We start from the raw sequence: 18,431 nt of genomic DNA, 5'->3' as shown, positions 1-18,431 counted from the left end.
TTATCCGACAAGTTTAAAGGCGATCAGGCAGGCGACCAGCATGACGAGTCCTTCCAGTAGGCCGGCAGGCAGCGCCCAGCGCCCACCAGTGACCGTCGCTTTGCGAATAAAATAGGGAACCGGGAAGACCAGCAGCGCTTCGGCCAGATAAATATAGTACGGTACACCATGCCATTCGGGTGCGCCCACATACGCCCACCAGCCCCCGTGAATGGCCCATTTTTCGTAGAGCGGGATCAGAATACCACTGATCGGGACAAGCAGCAGACCCGTTTTCAGCGGGCTGAGCCGCTTCATGATCAGGTAACCTATAAAGCCAATCTGGGTTAACACCACTGCCCAGCTAAACGGCATATACGCGGGTGATTCCCACAGCCGGGGTTCGGGGCTGGGATACACAAGCGTGTTTGTGATGGAGACCAGGTAGAAATCACTGACCAGCTCGGCAAAACCGGCTACGAGCGCAAAGGACAGAATGGCGCCGACAACCGTATCACGGCTAATCAGCACATAGGCAGCGTACAAGGCGGTAAGGCCATACCCCCAGACAGCGGCCGTGTGCCAGCCAAGATCAATCTGGCTATCGAGGATGAGCAACCCAACGCCCAGGGCCATCATGGCAAGCATGAACGGCACCTGAAGGGCGTGCGCCTTGCCTGTGCCTCCCGCGTGAATGGCCGGTGGGTCCGTAACCGACCGGTTGGCAATGATGCGCTCTGGCCGGCGAGACAGCTTGTTCTGCACCCAGTAATAAGCGATCACCAGGGCAAAACCAATGCCGTAGATAACCCCCCAGATCAGGAACAATGCCTTTAGCCATCCCGGCGGATGGCCATAGGGTAATCCGCGCTGGTAGCGGTAAGCGTCGTACCATTTGTGGGGCACAAAGAAAGCAGGCTCCTGCAGGTTCCAGATCTGGCAGGGTTCAGCATCGACCCCCGCTGCGTCGATGATGCAGTTGACAGCCCGGCGGGCAGCTTCGTTGGCCCCTTCCATCGTGGCCAGGTCGGTGTTGGTCCGTACGTAATCAGAGGCCAGAAACAGGTTTGAGATCCCGTCAACGTAGGCATCGGGGCGCATTCCCCAACTGTCGACCGTATTGACCAGCAGTGGCTCGTGGTTTACCGCTTTCAGATCTGCCATTGGCACCCCGACCGTCGACGCCGCTGGATCAACTGCGTTGGGTGGCACCTGCATGTTGATCGAGTGATCCAGATAGTAGCCTTTGTATTCCTGGCCGTGGTCGTTGTAAACGCCCTGTCGCATGCTATCGCTCAGAACGGTGGTGCCGTTGACGTTGAGGCTCCGCTTGAGCTGCGCCCATACCCGGTCGGCAATCTCATCGAATGTCTGACAGTCTTTGGCCTTCATCGGCTTCAGATCCGGGTCATCTTTACTGCTTGGTGTATTCCAGTCGGAGATATCGACCGAGAAGATGGTTTGTACATGGCCATCGCCCCGCTCATCCATCCGGTAACCCGACCAGAAGGGTAACTGCGAGATCGACGTTAATGCCCACTCGCTGTCGACGTAGATGCAATGCCCCTGCACGATGTCTACCGGTTGATTGAGGTAAAACTGTATGCCGTTCATCCAGGCGACATTATCGGCTAGTTTATCGAGTGGCTGTAGACTACCATTATTTTTTTTAACGCTATGCTCGAATAGAGTAGCCGTCACTTCAACCGGAGTGGCCAGCAGGTAGTAATCGCCCAGGGCGGGCGGATCATAGTCGAACGAGCTGGCTGGTGGCGCTGGCGAACCCGGAGACGCTGCGTTTTCTGCCGCCAGTGCCTTCCTCCAGTCACGTATCTGTACCGACTTTATACCCCCATCAGCCACTACCAGCTTTTCAACCAGCGCCCCTCGATGGAAAAGGACCCCCTTGCTTCTCAGGTATTCTTCCCAGGGTTTCAGCCACACGTCGGTGGTGGGGCCATTCAGCACCCGGTCGGTATGCATACCAGGGTTGGCGATGTTGAAAAGCAACTGAATGAAAATGTCGCCGCCGGTTTTCGTACTGGCGTGTTTGGCATTGGCGGCTACCAGGGTGCGGGTGAGGCCTTCGACCAGTAAGTGTTGATAAGGCTTACTGTAGCTGCTGGCTTCCATAAATTGCCACCAGCCAATTTTCTCGTAATCCAGCTCCCGCCGCCGTTGGCAGGAGGTCATCAGCTGCCATACTTTACTGGCAAAAAAACGGGCTTCGCCATCCTTCAATCCTGTATCGTGGGTGTGCAGCACCGATAGCGCTGCTTCAAGATCAGCCAGTGATCTAGGGAAGCTGACGACCGTAATGATGGGCGGCTTTCCATTGCGCAGAATACCAACGCGCTGCACATCGACCAGGTTATCGAAGACCCCGTTCGGATTCTGACGGCCCGTTGCGTCTGTGAAGGGGATACGCTTCATCGTATCGGTAATGTGCCGATAAAATCCGGGGAAAAAGCGGAATCCATGCTCCCCTGGTAAGGGTGCGCTCTGCCCGCCGCCCGCCGTCGGAAGCTTGGTTCCAGGTACGTCGACCGACCGGGCTTTACCACCCAGGTACGTAGGTTTTTTCTCGTAGACGACAACTTCAAACCCCCGCTCAACCAGTTCGTGAGCGGCACTCAATCCGGCAACACCTCCACCGAGGATGACCACTTTCTTAGGCATAAGGTAAGGGTAGGGGGATAGTACTGATAACCAGAGAGCTATATACCATTTTTTTAGCTGAAAACAGGCGTTGACAACAACAAAATGACGAATAGAAGACTCCCTGGCCACCGGGTGCTATCCGGTACTAACACTTAGGTAAACCAGCTGGGCCTTTAGGTGTTGATCGGGTGAATTTGGATGACAAAGCAACGTACCTGACAGTCGACTTCGATTGATCGGAAGCCCTTTCCAAATACGTCCGTGAAATGGATCGCTGTGGCTTAAACAAACGCGCCGGAAAGGCTTTGTAGAGTGAGCTGGGCAGAACAACAAAAACGTGCCGGTGGGTCTGCGGTCAACCGCAAAACGCACCGGCACGTTAAAGCGTACTTCTGGCTATATTTTAGAATGGCTTTCCCTGCTTTGGCCTCCCCCTACTTACCGGCCACCCGCATCGTCGTTTTGTACTTTCTTGCTTTGTTTGCCACCCGCACTCATCTGCCCAAACCGCCATTCAAAAGCCAGCCGGATGGAGCGGCTCAGGAAGAACGAGCGCGTTTCGGATGCAAACGTGGGGGCCGATTGGGTCAGTGTTTGATAGACACCCCGGTTGAATGGGTTATTGACTCCCAGCGTCAGGCTTGCTTTTTTCGCCATCATCTCCCGTTTCAGCGCAAAGCCGTACCAGTAGAAGGGCGAGCCGATCCCCTGCAAGCTTATCCAGCCTGAGTTCAGGTTAGCGTTTGCCTGGAAGGTGTAGTCGCGTGGGAGTTTGTAGGTACTGCTAACATTCAGATTGCCAACCAGGCCGCTATTGCCCTGATTCAGGGCGGGGCTGCTCAGATCGACGTACCTGAGGTCTACGCCCCCGTTCATCGTCCAGTTTTTGTTGGCCTGTCCCGATACATTTGTGTTTAGTCCATAGGCCATGCGTCTGGCAATATTTTGGGGCCTGCTCAGCGAAATGCCGGCTTCATCGACGGTGCGAATGAACTCGATGGCGTTGTTGGTCATGCGGAAATAAAACGCTGAGTTGATCGATAACCCGGCTTTCGTCGATACGCTGTGGCCCAGCTCGACGGCATGGTTCAATTCGGGGTTGAGGTACGGATTGCCGGTTTGCAGGTTGCGCGGGTCGCTGGCATTTACCCACGGATTGAGAAACCAGAGTTGCGGCCGTTGAATCCGTTGGGTGTAACTGACCTTCAACGTATGCGTTTTGATGCCTTTCGAAATGGTCACGCTCGGAATCAGGTTGGTGTACTGAGTCGACAGGGCGGTTTGGGTGGTCAGAAAATTCCCCTCGATGGTTGTTCGTTCGAGGCGGGCGCCCAGGTTCAGATTCCATTTCCGGTTGGTCTCCAGGCGTAGGGCCGTGTAGCCGGAAACGATCTGCTGGTTGTAGTCGAAATCATTCGACTGGCTGGGGTCAACCACGAAGGGGGCTGCGCCATCTACCGACTGTTCAACGCGGTATTCGCTGCCAATATCGCGCCGGATGGCTTTCAGGCCTACCTCCAGTTTCGCCTGCGTGGTGTCGTGGCTCGAGCGGATCAGGAACGGATGGGTGTAGTCGGCCTGGAGGGTGTATTCCTTGTTGCGGCTGTAGTTGGTGCTCCGCTGCCTGAAGCTGAGCTGCTCAATTTCGTTGATCGTGTAGCGGTCGGTGTCGTAGAAATAATTGTCGGGCATCCGGCTAAACTGGGTGAGCAGCGTAAATTCCCGGTCCGAGTTGACACCAGCGGGCTTGCGGAAGGTTTTGGTGTAGCCCAGATCGAACTGACTGTTGCCATATGGGTTACGGAAATGAATGTCGTTGCGGAAATACTGAAGCAGCTTCCCCGTCGGGTCGGTCAGCCGGTTGATCACCGAACTATTATTGGGGTAGGAGCCACCCCAGGCGTTTGCCGAGACGTTGAGGCGGCTCGTGGTGTCGGGGTCATAATCGAGGCTAAACTCACCGTAGCCACCCGTGCCGGTGTTGTCGGCGTGGCTAGACTGGGTCAGAACATTCAGCACCTGACCACCTGATAGACTGCTCCGTCTTGTCTCGGCTTCCCGAATGTTCTGAAACTGATAGCCATTGGCCGCCAGCGAGATACCGACTTTCTTTGTCTTCACCGACAGTTTCGTGTTCACGCTGCGGTTCAACGTACCTGCCGACGCCATCACCGATCCGTTGAATCCCTGCAAGGCTTTTTTGGTGATGATATTGATCACCCCCGCGGCTCCTTCGGCATCGTATTTCGCACCGGGGCTGGTGATCACTTCGATCGATTTGATATTGTCGGCGGGCATCTGCTTCAGCGCGTCGGCCAGGTTGCGGGCCATCATGGCCGAGGGTTTGCCGTTGATCAGTACGCGGATGTTGCTGTTGCCCCGCATCTGAATGTTCCCGTCCAGATCCAGGCTGAGGGCCGGTACTTTTCGGAGCACATCGGCCGCCGAGCCACCTGCGTTGGAGATGTCTTTTTCGGCGTTGTAAATCAGCTTATCCCCTTTTTCTTCAATCAACGCTTTCTGCGCCGTAACGGTCAGCTCACCCAGCGTCCGACTTTCCGACGGCAGCTGTATCGCGCCCAGATTCACCGTGGCCTGTTCGCCGGTCAGCGTAACAGGTCTGATCCGGGTCTGATAGCCTACCGACGAGAGCACCAGCGTATAACTGCCGGGAGCCAGATTGGTCAGCCGGAACGTACCTGAGCTGTCGGTGGTGCTACCGCCCATCAGCGCCTCGGCCGTGCGCAGCGCAACGGTAGCAAACGGAACGGATTTCGTGGTCGTCGAGTCAACGAGCGATCCGGTAACGTTGACCTTTGGGCTGGTTTGGGCAAAAGCGTTCCCAACCCATAGCGCCAGGGCGGCTACGGCTAGAAAATGTTTCATAAAGGTTGATTGAATTTACGTGGTCATTGAGTGGTCGTTCGTTACGCTGTCAGTCTGCGCTTGTTCGTCATAGGCAGGCAATAGTCACTGAATGATAGCGTAGTGAATGACCAAAACTAAGTGCGGCACACAGGCCCATGTTGACAATGGGATGAACCAGCTCAAAAATGGGGTGAACCTGAACGTACCTGAACACCTTTCACCCTGGCTGTGCACCGTAGCGGAATGGTCGTTCGGTTGAAAGATGCAATACGCACACAAACGTTGCATGACAACCATCAAACGGACCCGTTATTTTTCTTTCCGCAGAAAAATATCGTTGCTGATTGATTCCAGCCGCACTTCCGGCCCACCGCTGAGAACAGTGCCTTCCAGCTGGTAGCCTACAATGGGGTTCTTCGGCCGTTTTCCCTTGAAATCAATGGCCAGATCAGAATATACTTCGCCCGTGATGGTCTTCATGGCCACGTTGGCGCCTTTCGTGCCCGACCAGCTCATATCGACAAATCCGCTGATCGACTTGGCCCAGACCGGACCGGTAGCCCCTTGAATCGCAATATTTCCGTTGATGGTCTCCACGCGGAGCGCGGCTTTCCGGGGCAGAAAAATAACGTAGTTGATTTTACTGCAAACTGAATACGAATCGCCGTTCTTATCACTATGCCAGTTGTGTTTGTTGCCGGGACAATCTTCGGTTTTACCCTGCCGGATGAGGTCTTTGTCGAAGTCAGTCGTCAGTTTCACGGCCTGATCGGTCGAGCTTGTTTCAACGGTGAGTGCATCGTTGAGCCTGCCGTTGTTGATGAGGGCCGAAATGCGCACCGATGCGTCCGGCTTGTCCCAGTAACGTACCTGGATGCTGTCGCCGAATTTCAGGTTGAGGTGAACCGCCTGACTGGCGCCTAACGGTAGGATTTTGGTGGTGACTTTCTGCGAGAAAGCCGGCTTCACCAAAAAGAGAATCAGCAGTAAGAGCAGCGGATTTTTCATGGCAACAGGTGTATAGGGAGGGGTAAAATGGCTGATTGGGAGTGAGTTATCTAGAGTGCGGTATGGATTTTTTCGTGTCTTGCCAACGCCTGACCCTTCGACCAGGCGGTGGCAAGACACGACACACCCAGCGCACCTTATTTCTGTTTGCGGATATAGATGTCGCTGTTGATCGTTTTCAGCTGCAGATCAACCCCGCCGCCGTTCGCTGTACCGTTGATGACATGGCCGCCGCCCATGCGGGTCATACCGTCTTTTTTGGTCATGCCCAGATCGAAATCCGTGTACATTTCTCCGTTGATGGTGCTCAGTTTAAACGTGGCCTTGGTGGCGGCGGGGAGCGTCACATCGATAGAGCCGTTGATGGTCGTGATGGCGGTTGGCTTGCGCTGGTCCAGTGTTGAATAGGTCACTTTGACCTCTCCATTGGTGGTATTGGCCACCACTGGCCCTGTTACGTCGTTCAGGTAAATACTACCGTTGTTGGTGCGAAGCTCCAGGTCACCGTCTACATTCTGCACCGTGATGTGGCCCATGTTCCAGTTGATCTGTTCATATAGCACCGCCACTTTTTGCGGTACACGAATCGTGTAGGGCATGTTTTTCCGCGACGCGCTCTCGATTCGGATGCCGCCATTTTCAGTCGTGACAGACAGACCGATGCCCGTGTTATCTACGGCAGAGTTGTAGATGGGCTTCAGGCCCTTTGCCTGTTCGGGTGGTGGCTGAATCTTGGCAGTGGTCTGAATGATCACCTCATTGCCGTTATAGCCTTCAATTTTCAGGTTGGCCGCGTTTAGCTGGATCGATACTTTCTGCTCACCACTGTTGGCCAGTTTAGTTCTATATTCCTGAGCAAAGAGCATAGTGATCTGACTCAGGCAGGCGATGCCCAGGAGGAGTACTTTTTTCATGATAATAGGAGTTAACTAAGGTGTATTACGAAGGAGATTGAGCTGTGTTGGTCAAGGCGCCGATTCCTTCTTCGGCTTTTAAGCGCACTACTTCCAGCACCTGCTGGTTACGGGCCAGCCACTGCATTTCGGTCGTGGCCCGTTTTTCTTTGATGGCTACCAGGGCGTCGATCAGCGTTAGCTGCACGTTCGGGTCTTTCTGAATGCGCAGCGACTGAATCAGCGCTTCCCGAACGCCCTCTTCCTGCTTGAAATGCAACAGGGCCTGACAAGCCGCCAATCGAACATTCACGTTGGCGTCGAAGTTGAGCGTGTTGATCAGCAGCTGCGTTATTTCCTGGTCGGCATTGGCCAGTTCATAACTCTGGTTCACCGCCTGAATCCGGTCGCTGGCCGAGGTTTGGCTGGTGGCGTCATACGTCAGGGTTTTCTTCAACAGCAAGGCTTCCGGCTGGTTGTTCACGGCTACCAAAGTGGTGTTAGCAACCTTCGACTGGGTATACAGGTGACCACCGGCGAAGCCAATGAGCAGGAGAGTAACCCCCGCTGCCAGCCGAAGTCCCCAGGTCGTTAGCTGACTAATTCTGCCGACTGGACGTGGGGCAACCTGCTGGTCCAGCCGATCAACGAAACCAAGTGGAAGCCGGTCGGCCTGGGTCGTTGTCACGTACTGAAAAAGCGGCGCGTGCGACTGGAGAGGCTCCGGTATCGTTGGCGTATTGCGGAAAAAGTCGCGAAGTTGCCGTTCTTCATCAAGGGTTGTCTCACCCGCATAGTACCGGGTCAACAGGTTGTCAATGTTCTGATTCATAGTTGTTTACTTGTAAATAGCCGTCGCGTACCCGCTGCCTTGCCCTCGACAGGGTAACCCGGATGTTGTTGATCGATAGGCCGGTTACCTGCTCAATTTCCTCGAACGAGTATTCCTCCACGTCGCGCAGATGCAGCACCAGCTTCTGCGCGTCGGGCAGGTCGTCGATCAGCCGCCGCAGCTGGCTCCCACTGTCGGTTAGTTCCAGTTGCCGATAGGGCGACAGTTGTTCGCCAGGTACGTTGGTCAGATCGGCATTGTCGACTGCTTTTTGCCGGGCATGGGCCTTCAGACGATCCATGCACAGGTTTTTGGTCATCTGAACGGCTAGGGCTTCCACACTCTGGTACGTATCTAGTTGTTGACGGTTCGACCACAGGCGCATCAGCACATCCTGCAACGCATCTTCGGCGTCTTCACGATTCCGCAAAAACAGCGAAGCCAGCCGGAAGAGTCGGTGCTGAACGGGCAGAATCCGTTGCTTAAACGCGTGTAGGTCCATGTCAATGGCAAAGACGCCCAAAGCCAGTAAACATTACAAGGGAAATGAAATTATTTTTTATAGTTTACATAAACTACTGATAGTCAATGGGGTAATATGCTAAAATAAAACTAGTGCACGTATATAAAACTAAAAAAGACGGCCCGTAAATGGGCCGTCTGTAACTGATTGATCAGGATGCCTCGCGGGCTAATTGAATAAAGTCGGGCAACTGTTCTCTAATCTCTTCAGCCCACGGCAGCAGGCGGAGGCGCATCAGTTCTTCGATCGCGAGCGAATCCTGATCCCGGTTCATGCTGGCCACAGCCAGTACCCGATTACCACTCACATAAAATGCCAGAAAGTCCTGCTTCTTAACGCTTCCGTGAAGGATGATCTCATCCCATTGGTCGGCATGGCCAACGTAGGAGAGCCGCTTCTCGTAGTGATTTGTCCAGAAAAACGGCACTGATTCGCCCACCTGTTTGGCCTTCCCCAACACGTTCAGGGCGGCGATTATACCGTGTTGCTGTGCCGTTCGCCAATGTTCGATCCGAATGGGCGATTCGCCGTTTCGGTGGTCGGGGAAATGGGCAATGTCGCCTGCGGCGAATATGTCCGGGGCGGCCTGCAGGTACGTATCCACGATGACGCTTTTATCTTTCTCATCCTGTGGCAGGCTGGCCAGACAGGCTGTGTTTGGGTGCACGCCAATACCTGCGATCACGATGTCGGCGGGTAGTCGTTCGCCGTTTTCGAGCACCACCGCGGTAACCCGCTCGTCGCCGTCCAGCGAATCAACTGTCGCGCCGAGCCGGAACGTTACACCGTTGGTCTCGTGCAACGTCTGAAACAGGGTGCCAATTTCCGGGCCCAGTACTTTTTCAAAGAGCGCCGTTTCCGGGGTAACAACGGTGACCTGTAACGCACGCTTACGCAGGCTGGCCGCTACTTCCAGTCCGATGAAACTACCGCCAATGATCACTGCTTTTCCAGCTTCAGGGAGTTGATCAATGAGCTGCCGGGCGTCGGCAAAAGTGCGTAGGGTGAAGATACCTGACTTGTCGGAGCCAGGCACCGTCAATGAGTTGGGCGTACTGCCCGTCGCAGCGATCAGCGCGTGGAAGTGCATCGACTCACCGTCGGTGAAGGTGATCGTGTGGGCATCGGCATCAATCGAGGCTACCTCGTTATTGACCTGAACCTCAATGTTATTTCTTTCGTAAAAGGCTTCGCCGCGTAGAGGCACCTTCCCGGCGGGTGTGCGCCCATCCAGGAAATTCTTGCTGAGCTTAGGCCGGTCGTAGGGTAAGTCGTTTTCGCGGGTGATCAGGACAATTCTACCGCTAAACTGCTCCTGGCGAAGGGTTTGGGCGGCGGTCAGGCCGGCTGCTCCGCCACCAAGGATGACAATGGTCCGGTCATCGGCCGGTAGCTGTTCAGGGTCTGGATTACCGGTCAATGGCGTTTTGGTATCAGGCAGGGTAACCCAGATCTGCCCGTCGTGCAGGCTAACCGGGTACGTTGGCAGGCCGTCGAGGCTGGGTGGATCGAGCAGGTCGCCGTTGGTGATATCGAAACTGCTGTGATGCCAGGGACAGTAGAGGCGGTGCCCACATAGCAACCCTTTGGCCAGTGGTGCCTGGTAATGCGGGCAAACGGCCCCCACGGCGTAGACCGTTTCGCCCACGCGGGCCAGCAATACGTTGTCTTGGCCGACTTTCACTCCTTTTACTTGCCCATCAGCTAGGTCGTCGAGGCGGGCAACGGCAATTTCGGTCATGGTTTTAGACGTTTATGTAGACAGTGGCGGAGCGACCATTACCAGCCCTTCACGCTGGTGCGTAGCCGGCATAGATACGGTCCCGAAGCCAGGTAAAGCGTAGAGCCGTCGTCGCCCCAGGCCACGTTGGCAATGGTTTCGCCCGTGCTGATGCGGCCCAGAAGCGTTCCGGCCGGGGTGATCACCAACACGCCGCCATGCCCGGTTGCCCATACGTTGCCATCCCGATCCACTTTCAGCCCATCGGCGCGGTCATTGGGAAGCTGTTTGGGTACGTTCGCCATCTCGAAAAAGATACGGCCTTTGCCAAGGTCGCCGCTGGCCCGCACGGGATAAGCCATAATTTTTGACTGTAGCGAGTCGGATTCCGTCAGATACAGTGTTTGCTCGTCGGGCGAGAAAGCCAGCCCATTTGGCCAGTTTAAGTCACGCAAAAGTACCGATAGGGCGCCCGTCGGCGCGAGCCGGTAGACCCCACTATACGGTGTTTCGCGGGAAGGATCGGTTTCCCGTCTGGGTAGCCCGTAGGGAGGGTCGGTGAAATAGACGCTGCCCGATGAATGCACCACCACATCATTGGGACTGTTCAGGCGCTTCCCCTCCGCATGATCGATCAGCGTTCGTTTGCCATTCTTAGGGGACATTGCCAAGAGGGCTACACGCCGGTCGCCATGTTCACAGATCAGCAGATCGCCCTGAGGGGTTATCGCCAGGCCGTTGGTACCCGATTCCTTGCTGTAGGGTAGGCGGCCCGTGTACCCCGTTTCCGTCAGGAATTTCGACAGTCCTTTCGTGGGAGACCAGCGGTAAATAGTTCGGTGTTCGGAGTCGGAAAAAAGCAGCATGGTACTGTCTCGTACCCAGACTGGTCCTTCCAGATGGCCGAAGCCTGAGCCAATAACCTGAATACGGGCCTTCGCCGGTATGAGTTGATTCAAGCGCGGATCAAGCCGTATCACCTCGCCAATTGTCGTGACAGAATCCTGGTTGGCTGTGCTCTTTACTGTGCTCTGAGCCAGCCCAGTTGGCCCACACCCTAGTAACGCGCCAGCGATAACGAACAAAAAAAGATAATATCTGTAGATCATAGAGGCCATGTTTCCCGTAGGTAGTCAACAGCCAGTGGCGAACGGATGTTAGTGGCCCGTTCGGCTTTGTGATTGAGTGGCCCGTTAATCGACAGCCTGTTTAGTACACCATGAAAAACCTGTTTCTTTCACTTCTGCTAACGAGTATAACTAGCCTCACCGCCACAGCACAAACGGACCCCAGGCTGATCGAAGTGGCCGAATTTGGTCCTTACCAACCGGTTGGCCTGGCTGTTTCGCCGCATTCACCGGGCCGCATTTTTGTGACGTTTCCGAAGCAGAAAGAATACCGGTATGGGTTGGCGGAGATTATTGACGGGCAGCGTAAACCCTACCCAAACGCGGAGATAAACCAATGGGATTCGTTGAAACCCAGAGACCGGTTCATCAATGTGCAGGCGTTGTTTGTTGATCAAACCAACACGCTCTGGGTGCTGGACCCGGCCAACCCTGCTGACAGCCCGCCGATCATTGCCGGCATGAAGCTGCTTCGCATCAACCTGAAAACCAATAAGGTGGAACGTACCTACCGGTTCGAGGACCTGCCCCGCGAGCAAACCGGCCTCAACGATGTACAGGTCGATACGCGGCGACAGGTAGCGTATCTGTCGGACCCTAAACGGTCTGCCATTGTGGTGCTGGACCTAACGTCGGGTAAAAGCCGGACGGTACTGGAAAAAGACAAGTCGACTTCCGCCGAGCCGGGCTTCAAGCTGATCATCGAAGGGAAAGAGGTGAAAGACCAGACGGGCAAATCGTTCAGTAGCAACGTGAATGGCATTGCCCTAACCCCCGATTTCCGCTACCTCTATTACCGGGCCATTAATCAGACCAAGCTCTACCGGATTGCCACCGACCTGCTGATCAATCCCAACCTGGCCCCTGCGGAGGTGGCCAAAGGCGTGGAACTGGTAGGCGAAACCGGCGTCTCGCACGGAATGATCGCCGACAAAGCGGGTAATGTGTACCTGACCGACTCACCCAATAAAGCCATTCGCCGGGTAACACCCGACAGCAAGCTGGAGACAGTCGTTCGCGATGATCGCCTGATCTGGCCCGATAGCTTCGGCATCGGTCCCGATGGCTACCTGTACGTGACAGCCGCTCAGATCAACCGCACGGCCAGGAATAACGACGGGCAGGATAAGGTCAGTTACCCGTTCAAGCTGTTCAGGGTAAAGTTATAAGCGGTTGACCGGGTCATTGGGTGGCTCTGTAGCAGCGCTCGCGCCTCAGCAATTGCCCGGTCAACCAATCAACTCATTACCTTCTCTACCGTAATTGGCAGGTCGTAGTGGCGTTTACCGGTGGCGTGGTAGATCGCGTTGGCAATGGCAGATACCGTGCCTACAATGCCAATCTCGCCGATGCCCTTCACGCCCGCCGGGTTAACGATCTCATCGTTTTCTTCAATAAAAAACGCGTCCAGATTCCTGATATCAGCATTGACAGGTACGTGGTATTCGGCCAGATTCGGATTCATGATTCGGCTGGTGCGTTGATCACGGGCAGCGTATTCGTGCAGTGCCATGCTGACGCCCCACACCATGCCACCCAGGATCTGGCTTTTGGCCGTTTTTTCGTTTACGATCTTGCCCGCCGCAATGCTGGCCAGCATGCGCGAGATGCGCACCTCTCCCAGGGCTTCATCGACCCGCACCTCCACGAATACGGCCCCAAAGGCATTCATCGAATAGGTGTCTTTCTCGGCACCTGATGTCGATTTCACCGTTGCTTCTACGGGTCTATTGCCATTCCGCTTCAACAGGCTGATAAAGGATTCGCCTTTCTTCGGGTTCGATTTAGATTCGAGTCGTCCGTTCCTGGCGACAAGATCGGCGGCAGCAGCGGCATACAAAGGTGATTTTGGGTCACTGTAGGCCAGCTTCTTCAGTTGCTTCAGTACATCCTCCGCTGCCTGCGCCACGGCCGACCCCGTAGTGACCGTGGTTCGTGAACCACCCGACCCAACGGCTTCGGGGTATTTGGAGTCGCCCGCCCCGAGCGTCACCCTATCCGGCGACAGGCCCAGAACCTCGGCGGCGAGCTGTGTCATGATCGTGAACGTACCTGTTCCCAGGTCCTGCGTTGCGGTTTCCAGCCGAACTGTACCGTCTGCGTTCAGGCGAAGCATGGCCGACGACTCGCCCCGGTTGACCGGATAGACGGTTGTTGCCATGCCCGTGCCAATCAGGTAGTTGCCATCGCGGGTGGCGCGTGGCTGGGCGGGCCGTTTAGACCAGCCAAACCGGTCGGCTCCCTGCTGGTAGCATTCGCGCAATGATTTACTGGTGTAAGGCAGGTTCTTGTGCGGGTCCGTTTCGGCGTAGTTAACCAGCCGGAACTGAAGCGGGTCCATCGTTAGCTGACTGGCCAATTCATCGATGGCACACTCCAGCGCAACGACGCCCGGCGCTTCGCCCGGCGCCCGCATCGGCGATGTGTAGCCGATGCTGGCTTTGATGAACTTATGCGATGTTGCCAGATTCGGGCAGGCGTAGAGCATCCGGGTAATGGTGCCCCCTGGTTCCATAAAGTCATCTAACGTGCCGGTCTGTGCCATCGTATCGTGCGACATGGCCGTTAGTTGCCCGGTGGCGGTAGCGCCGGCAGTCATCTTCTGCACAGTGGCCGAACGTGAGCCAACCATCCCGAACATGTGTTCGCGCTTCAGAACGAGCTTAACGGGCCTATTGACCAGTTTAGCGGCCATTGGGCCCAGCATTGCCTGTGAAAAGGTGGTGCCTTTGCTCCCGAAACCGCCGCCCAGGTATTGCGTGATCACCCGTACATTTTCCCTGGGAATACCAAAGATGTCGGCCACGCGTTTCTGGCTGGCCGATATACCCTGGGTGGCATTGTACATGGTCAGCTTGTCGCCTTCCCAGTAAGATAGGAGGGCGTGGGGCTCCAGCGCGTTGTGGTATTGCGTAGGCGTATAGAAGGTAGCCTCCAGGCGGGTGCTGGCGTCGGCCATTCCCTTTTTCAGGTCGCCCCGGATGGTATCGACCTGGTCATCGTAGCGGGGAAGTTGCTTGGGCGTAACCGCTTTGTCGATGTTGGCGGGAAGTTCCGGTCTGGGCGGCTGAGCATCGTAGGTGACCTGAACCAGCGACGCCCCTTCCACGGCGTGCTCGAACGTGTCGGCAATGACCATGGCTATCGGCTGGTTGTTGTAATGCACTACGTTGTCCTGGAATACATGCAATACCCGGTCGGTGGCGGTCTGACTGGTCTTGTTCTTGTCCATGCCCCCGAGCTTCGGCGCATTTTCGTGCGACATCACAGCCAGTACGCCCGGGAGTTTCAGCGCCTTGGAGGGGTCGAGCCTTTGGATGCGCCCGCTTGCAACGGTACTCATCACCAGCACGCCATGCACCAGGCCGGGCCGGTTTATATCAGCCGAGTATCGGGCCGATCCCGTTACTTTCTGTGCCCCATCGATCCGATCGATGGGGTCACCAATGAGTTTCTTTGCCATGATCTGAGATGTCATTATGCCTGTGGCGTCATGAATGACAGCGAAAACGTTTTATGCTACTGTTTGCAAGGCCCTGACAATAGCCGATTGGGCTAGTTTGACTTTGAAGGCATTGTGTTCGTGAGGCTGGGCGCCCGCCAGCAACTGTTGGGCTGCCGCCTGAAAGGTGGCTTCATTGGCCGGTTTCCCCACAAGCTGGTTTTCAATGGCCACGAGCCGCCAGGGTTTATGGGCCACACCGCCAAGCGCCAGCCGGGCTTCGCCAATAACACCTCCGTCGACTGCCAGCCGGGCGGCAACCGATACCAGCGCAAAAGCGTATGAGGCCCGATCGCGCACCTTCAGGTAGTGCGATTTACCCGCATTTTTCGGCGTTGGCAGGTCAATGGCGACAATCAGTTCGTGGGGTTCCAATACGGTATCTTTCTGCGGGGTATCGCCCGGTAGCCGGTGAAAATCAATGACCGGCACCGACCGATTACCGTTCGGGCCACTGATCTGCACCACGGCATCGAGCGCGCTTAGGGCCACATTCATGTCGCTGGGGTTCGTAGCGATGCACTGTGGACTGGCGCCCAGAATGGCATGAATACGATTGTAGCCGCCAATAGCGCCGCAGCCTGAGCCTGGCGCCCGCTTATTACAGGGCTGGCTGGTGTCGTAGAAATAATGGCACCGGGTACGTTGCAGCAGATTGCCGCCCATCGTTGCCATGTTGCGAAGCTGCGGAGAGGCCCCGGCGAGCAGGGCGTCTGACAAAAGCGGAAACTGCGCCCTGATCAACTCGTTGGCGGCCACGTCGCTATTACGAGCGAGTGCGCCAATACGAACACCCGTGGCCGTTTTCTCGACCCGGGCCAGGGGCAACTGGCTGATGTCGACCAACGTACCTGGCTTTTCAACGTCGTACTTCATCAGGTCGACCAGGTTGGTGCCGCCGGCAATGAAACGGCTGGCTGGCGCAGCAGCAATCAGGCGAAGCGCATCGGCCGACTGGCCAGCCTGTACATAATCGAATGCATTCATACGGTTTTTCCTTCTTTTTGTACCGATTCGATGGCATCGACAATGCCGCTATAAGCGCCACACCGGCAAATGTTCCCGCTCATCCACTCTCTGATTTCGTCGGCTGATTTGGCATGCCCCTGCCGAATGATCGCCACGCCCGACATGATCTGGCCGGGTGTACAGAAACCGCATTGATACCCGTCGTGCTTCACAAAAGCGGCCTGTAGCGGATGCAGCTGATTTTTAGACGGGGCAATCCCTTCGATCGTGGTGATGGCCTGGTTCTGGTGCATGACCGCCAGCATCAGGCAGGCGTTGGCCTGCCGACCATCTACGTGTACGGTACAGGCCCCACACTGACCGTGGTCGCAACCTTTCTTGGTACCCGTCAGGTCGAGCCGCTCGCGCATGACATCGAGCAGCGTTTCGCGCGGTTCAACGGCTAGTTTATACGTTTTTCGGTTGATCGTCAACGTAATCGACCGCTTGCCAGTGGGGGGCGCCATAGGGTGGGCCTGGGTTGGTTGTTCCGAGTTGGCAACGAGTGGAGGCATCAGAAAGAGGCCGGTCAGGGCGGATGATTGCTTTAAAAACCACCGTCGATTCGAGCCGTCGATCAGGTACGTGTCTTGGTGAGCCATAACGTTGATGTATTGAGCTTATTCGTAATGCTGAAAGGCAAATACCGGTTCGTTTGTTTGCATTCTCTCGGTAACGGCTGACTTTGGCGTCAATCCCGCTTTGCTGACTACCGAGCACAAAAAAAGCCCCGTTGTCGGAACGGGGCTTTTTGACTTGACAAGGACGCGGGACTTACTGTTTATCCCACCACACGCGGGTGTCGAGGTTATCGGCGCCCTGGCGGGCAATGGCTTCATCCACCTTAGCTTTGTTGACCGAGATTTCCAGATCCGGGTACGTTAGCCGGTTAATGAAACTGCCTTTGATCTCCTTTCCTGGGTAGGGGTTCGGCGTCAGTTTCGGAAAGCCGCTCCGCCGGAAATTAGCGAACACTTCAGGACCGTTCAGGAAAGACGCCACCCAATACTGCGTGTTGATCAGTTCCAGGCCTCTGGCGGCTACGTAGGGGTTGGCGGCCAGGTACGTGGCAATGTTAGCATCTGATACGAGTGAGGTGGCATCGTAATCGCCCAACTGCTGCATATGGGCTTTTACGCCCGCGTTGTAGTAGTCGGCCGCGACGCCGGTTGTCCAGCCACGAAGGGCGGCTTCGGCCAGTAACAGTTGCGTTTGTGCATAGGTGACCAGGTACGTTGGCGCGGTCAGTTTACCCATCCGGGTGCGGTCGAGCTGGCTGTAATCGTAGAAACTCGCCAGTTTATCGGCCGCTGCACGGGCCGGAATGGTGCCATTATCGAAGCCGATCGGCATGCCAATCTGCACCGACGGGTCGCGGTTGATCCGGGCGGCCGTTTGTTCCGGTCCACTTTTAGCGCCTACGTACCGGGCGGCAATAGAGCCCAGGCGTGGATCGGCGGTGCTTTTCAGGTAATCGACAAAATAGCCCGTCAGGTACAGGTTGGCGGCCTCAGTGGAGTTGAGCGTGACCCCGACCGGATTTTGATAGTTGGCATCGTTCCGCACCACCGCGTTGTCGGCGTTAGACTGGAATACGCCCCCGGCAACGGCTTTCTGCACGGTAGACTGAGCAAGCGTGGGGTTCACTTTCGAGAGCCGCATGCCTGCCCGTAACAGCAATGAGTAGCCGAGCTTCTTCCATTTTGGAATATTCCCACCGTATACGATTTCGCCGGCTTCGGTTGGTTTGGCGGCATCCAGCGCCGCCGACGCTTCTGTCAACTCCTTGATAATGTCGGTGTAGATGCTTTCCTGGGTGTCGTACTTAGGAGCCACATTACCGCCGATAAAACCCAGCCCTGCTTCGGAATAGGGGACGTCGCCATACGTATCAGTCAGGACCATAAACGAGTAGGCCTTCCAGATGCGGGTGGTGTTATACAGGTTCGTCCGATTGGCGTCTGTTTTTGTCTGATTCAGAATATCGACCAGGTAGCGGATGTTATCCCGATAGTAGCGCTGCCAGAGGGCTGCGTTGGGCCCGTTGGTGCCCCGGTTGTCGACGTTAAAGTTACCGCCCGCCAGTACGCCCGAGTTTGGTGAGAACATCTGCTGGACAATGGGGTGCTCAAAAACCAGAGACGAAGCCGGAAACGATGTGTTTACCACGGCATTGTTGAAGGTGAACACCGGATTCAGCGTTGTTACGGCGGTTGGGTTCACGTTCAGTTCGTCGAACCCTTTGTCGCAGCTGCTGATGCCTAGCGCCAGAGCAGTCAGCGTTGAGAGAATAGTTATCTTTTTCATCGG

General features: G+C 55.8%; 14 protein-coding genes. 2 read left to right on the top strand and 12 right to left on the bottom strand.

What is annotated here, in order from left to right:
• The gene (locus ACAW75_RS09985; protein WP_370728566.1) at positions 1–2,658 is read right to left on the bottom strand and encodes a hydroxysqualene dehydroxylase; all 2,658 of its coding nucleotides are present in this window, start codon (positions 2,656–2,658) and stop codon (positions 1–3) included.
• Between the two features lie 420 nt (positions 2,659–3,078).
• Positions 3,079–5,526: a TonB-dependent receptor gene (locus ACAW75_RS09980; protein ID WP_370728565.1), complete on the bottom strand. Its 2,448-nt coding sequence runs from the start codon at positions 5,524–5,526 to the stop codon at positions 3,079–3,081.
• A gap of 106 nt (positions 5,527–5,632) precedes the next feature.
• Here ACAW75_RS09980 and ACAW75_RS09975 point away from each other — a divergent pair, with 106 nt between their 5' ends.
• Positions 5,633–5,767 (top strand): hypothetical protein, encoded by a 135-nt coding sequence (locus tag ACAW75_RS09975; RefSeq protein ID WP_370728564.1) that lies wholly within the window; start codon positions 5,633–5,635, stop codon positions 5,765–5,767.
• Positions 5,768–5,817: 50 nt separating this feature from the next.
• Here ACAW75_RS09975 and ACAW75_RS09970 read toward each other — a convergent pair whose 3' ends face one another.
• From ACAW75_RS09970 to ACAW75_RS09945, 6 genes are all read right to left on the bottom strand, one after another.
• A complete protein-coding gene (locus tag ACAW75_RS09970) occupies positions 5,818–6,516 on the bottom strand; it encodes a DUF4097 family beta strand repeat-containing protein (protein WP_370728563.1) in 699 nt (232 codons plus the stop codon).
• 137 nt (positions 6,517–6,653) lie between these two features.
• Positions 6,654–7,430: a DUF4097 family beta strand repeat-containing protein gene (locus ACAW75_RS09965; protein ID WP_370728562.1), complete on the bottom strand. Its 777-nt coding sequence runs from the start codon at positions 7,428–7,430 to the stop codon at positions 6,654–6,656.
• Positions 7,431–7,455: 25 nt separating this feature from the next.
• Positions 7,456–8,241 carry a HEAT repeat domain-containing protein gene (locus ACAW75_RS09960; RefSeq protein WP_370728561.1) on the bottom strand — a complete coding sequence of 262 codons (786 nt, stop codon included), beginning with the start codon at positions 8,239–8,241 and terminating at the stop codon, positions 7,456–7,458.
• The gene (locus tag ACAW75_RS09955) at positions 8,225–8,743 is read right to left on the bottom strand and encodes a GFO_1088 family ECF-type sigma factor (RefSeq protein ID WP_370728560.1); all 519 of its coding nucleotides are present in this window, start codon (positions 8,741–8,743) and stop codon (positions 8,225–8,227) included. The genes ACAW75_RS09960 and ACAW75_RS09955 overlap by 17 nt, the downstream gene beginning before the upstream one ends.
• A 172-nt stretch (positions 8,744–8,915) precedes the next feature.
• Complete coding sequence (locus ACAW75_RS09950) at positions 8,916–10,505, bottom strand: FAD-dependent oxidoreductase (RefSeq protein WP_370728559.1); 1,590 nt, start codon at positions 10,503–10,505, stop codon at positions 8,916–8,918.
• A 38-nt stretch (positions 10,506–10,543) separates the two neighbouring features.
• On the bottom strand, positions 10,544–11,443 hold the full coding sequence (locus tag ACAW75_RS09945) for an SMP-30/gluconolactonase/LRE family protein (protein ID WP_370728558.1): 900 nt from the start codon (positions 11,441–11,443) through the stop codon (positions 10,544–10,546).
• Between the two features lie 260 nt (positions 11,444–11,703).
• Here ACAW75_RS09945 and ACAW75_RS09940 point away from each other — a divergent pair, with 260 nt between their 5' ends.
• A complete protein-coding gene (locus ACAW75_RS09940; RefSeq protein ID WP_370728557.1) occupies positions 11,704–12,780 on the top strand; it encodes an SMP-30/gluconolactonase/LRE family protein in 1,077 nt (358 codons plus the stop codon).
• 68 nt (positions 12,781–12,848) lie between these two features.
• On the opposite strand, the gene ACAW75_RS09935 is transcribed toward ACAW75_RS09940, so the two are convergent.
• The 4 genes from ACAW75_RS09935 to ACAW75_RS09920 form a co-directional block, all read right to left on the bottom strand.
• Positions 12,849–15,074, bottom strand: coding sequence for a xanthine dehydrogenase family protein molybdopterin-binding subunit (locus ACAW75_RS09935; RefSeq protein WP_370728556.1), 2,226 nt, complete (start codon positions 15,072–15,074; stop codon positions 12,849–12,851).
• Positions 15,075–15,125: 51 nt separating this feature from the next.
• Complete coding sequence (locus ACAW75_RS09930) at positions 15,126–16,100, bottom strand: FAD binding domain-containing protein (RefSeq protein ID WP_370728555.1); 975 nt, start codon at positions 16,098–16,100, stop codon at positions 15,126–15,128.
• A complete protein-coding gene (locus ACAW75_RS09925) occupies positions 16,097–16,723 on the bottom strand; it encodes a (2Fe-2S)-binding protein (RefSeq protein WP_370728554.1) in 627 nt (208 codons plus the stop codon). The genes ACAW75_RS09930 and ACAW75_RS09925 overlap by 4 nt, the downstream gene beginning before the upstream one ends.
• Positions 16,724–16,895: 172 nt before the next feature.
• A complete protein-coding gene (locus ACAW75_RS09920; protein ID WP_370728553.1) occupies positions 16,896–18,428 on the bottom strand; it encodes a SusD/RagB family nutrient-binding outer membrane lipoprotein in 1,533 nt (510 codons plus the stop codon).
• Between the last annotated feature and the right edge of the window lie 3 nt (positions 18,429–18,431).

This window comes from Fibrella arboris, assembly GCF_041321095.1.
Classification (GTDB): domain Bacteria; phylum Bacteroidota; class Bacteroidia; order Cytophagales; family Spirosomataceae; genus Fibrella; species Fibrella arboris.
The sequence above is the reverse complement of the archived record's forward strand: the minus strand, read 5'-3'. Positions and strand labels throughout refer to the sequence as shown.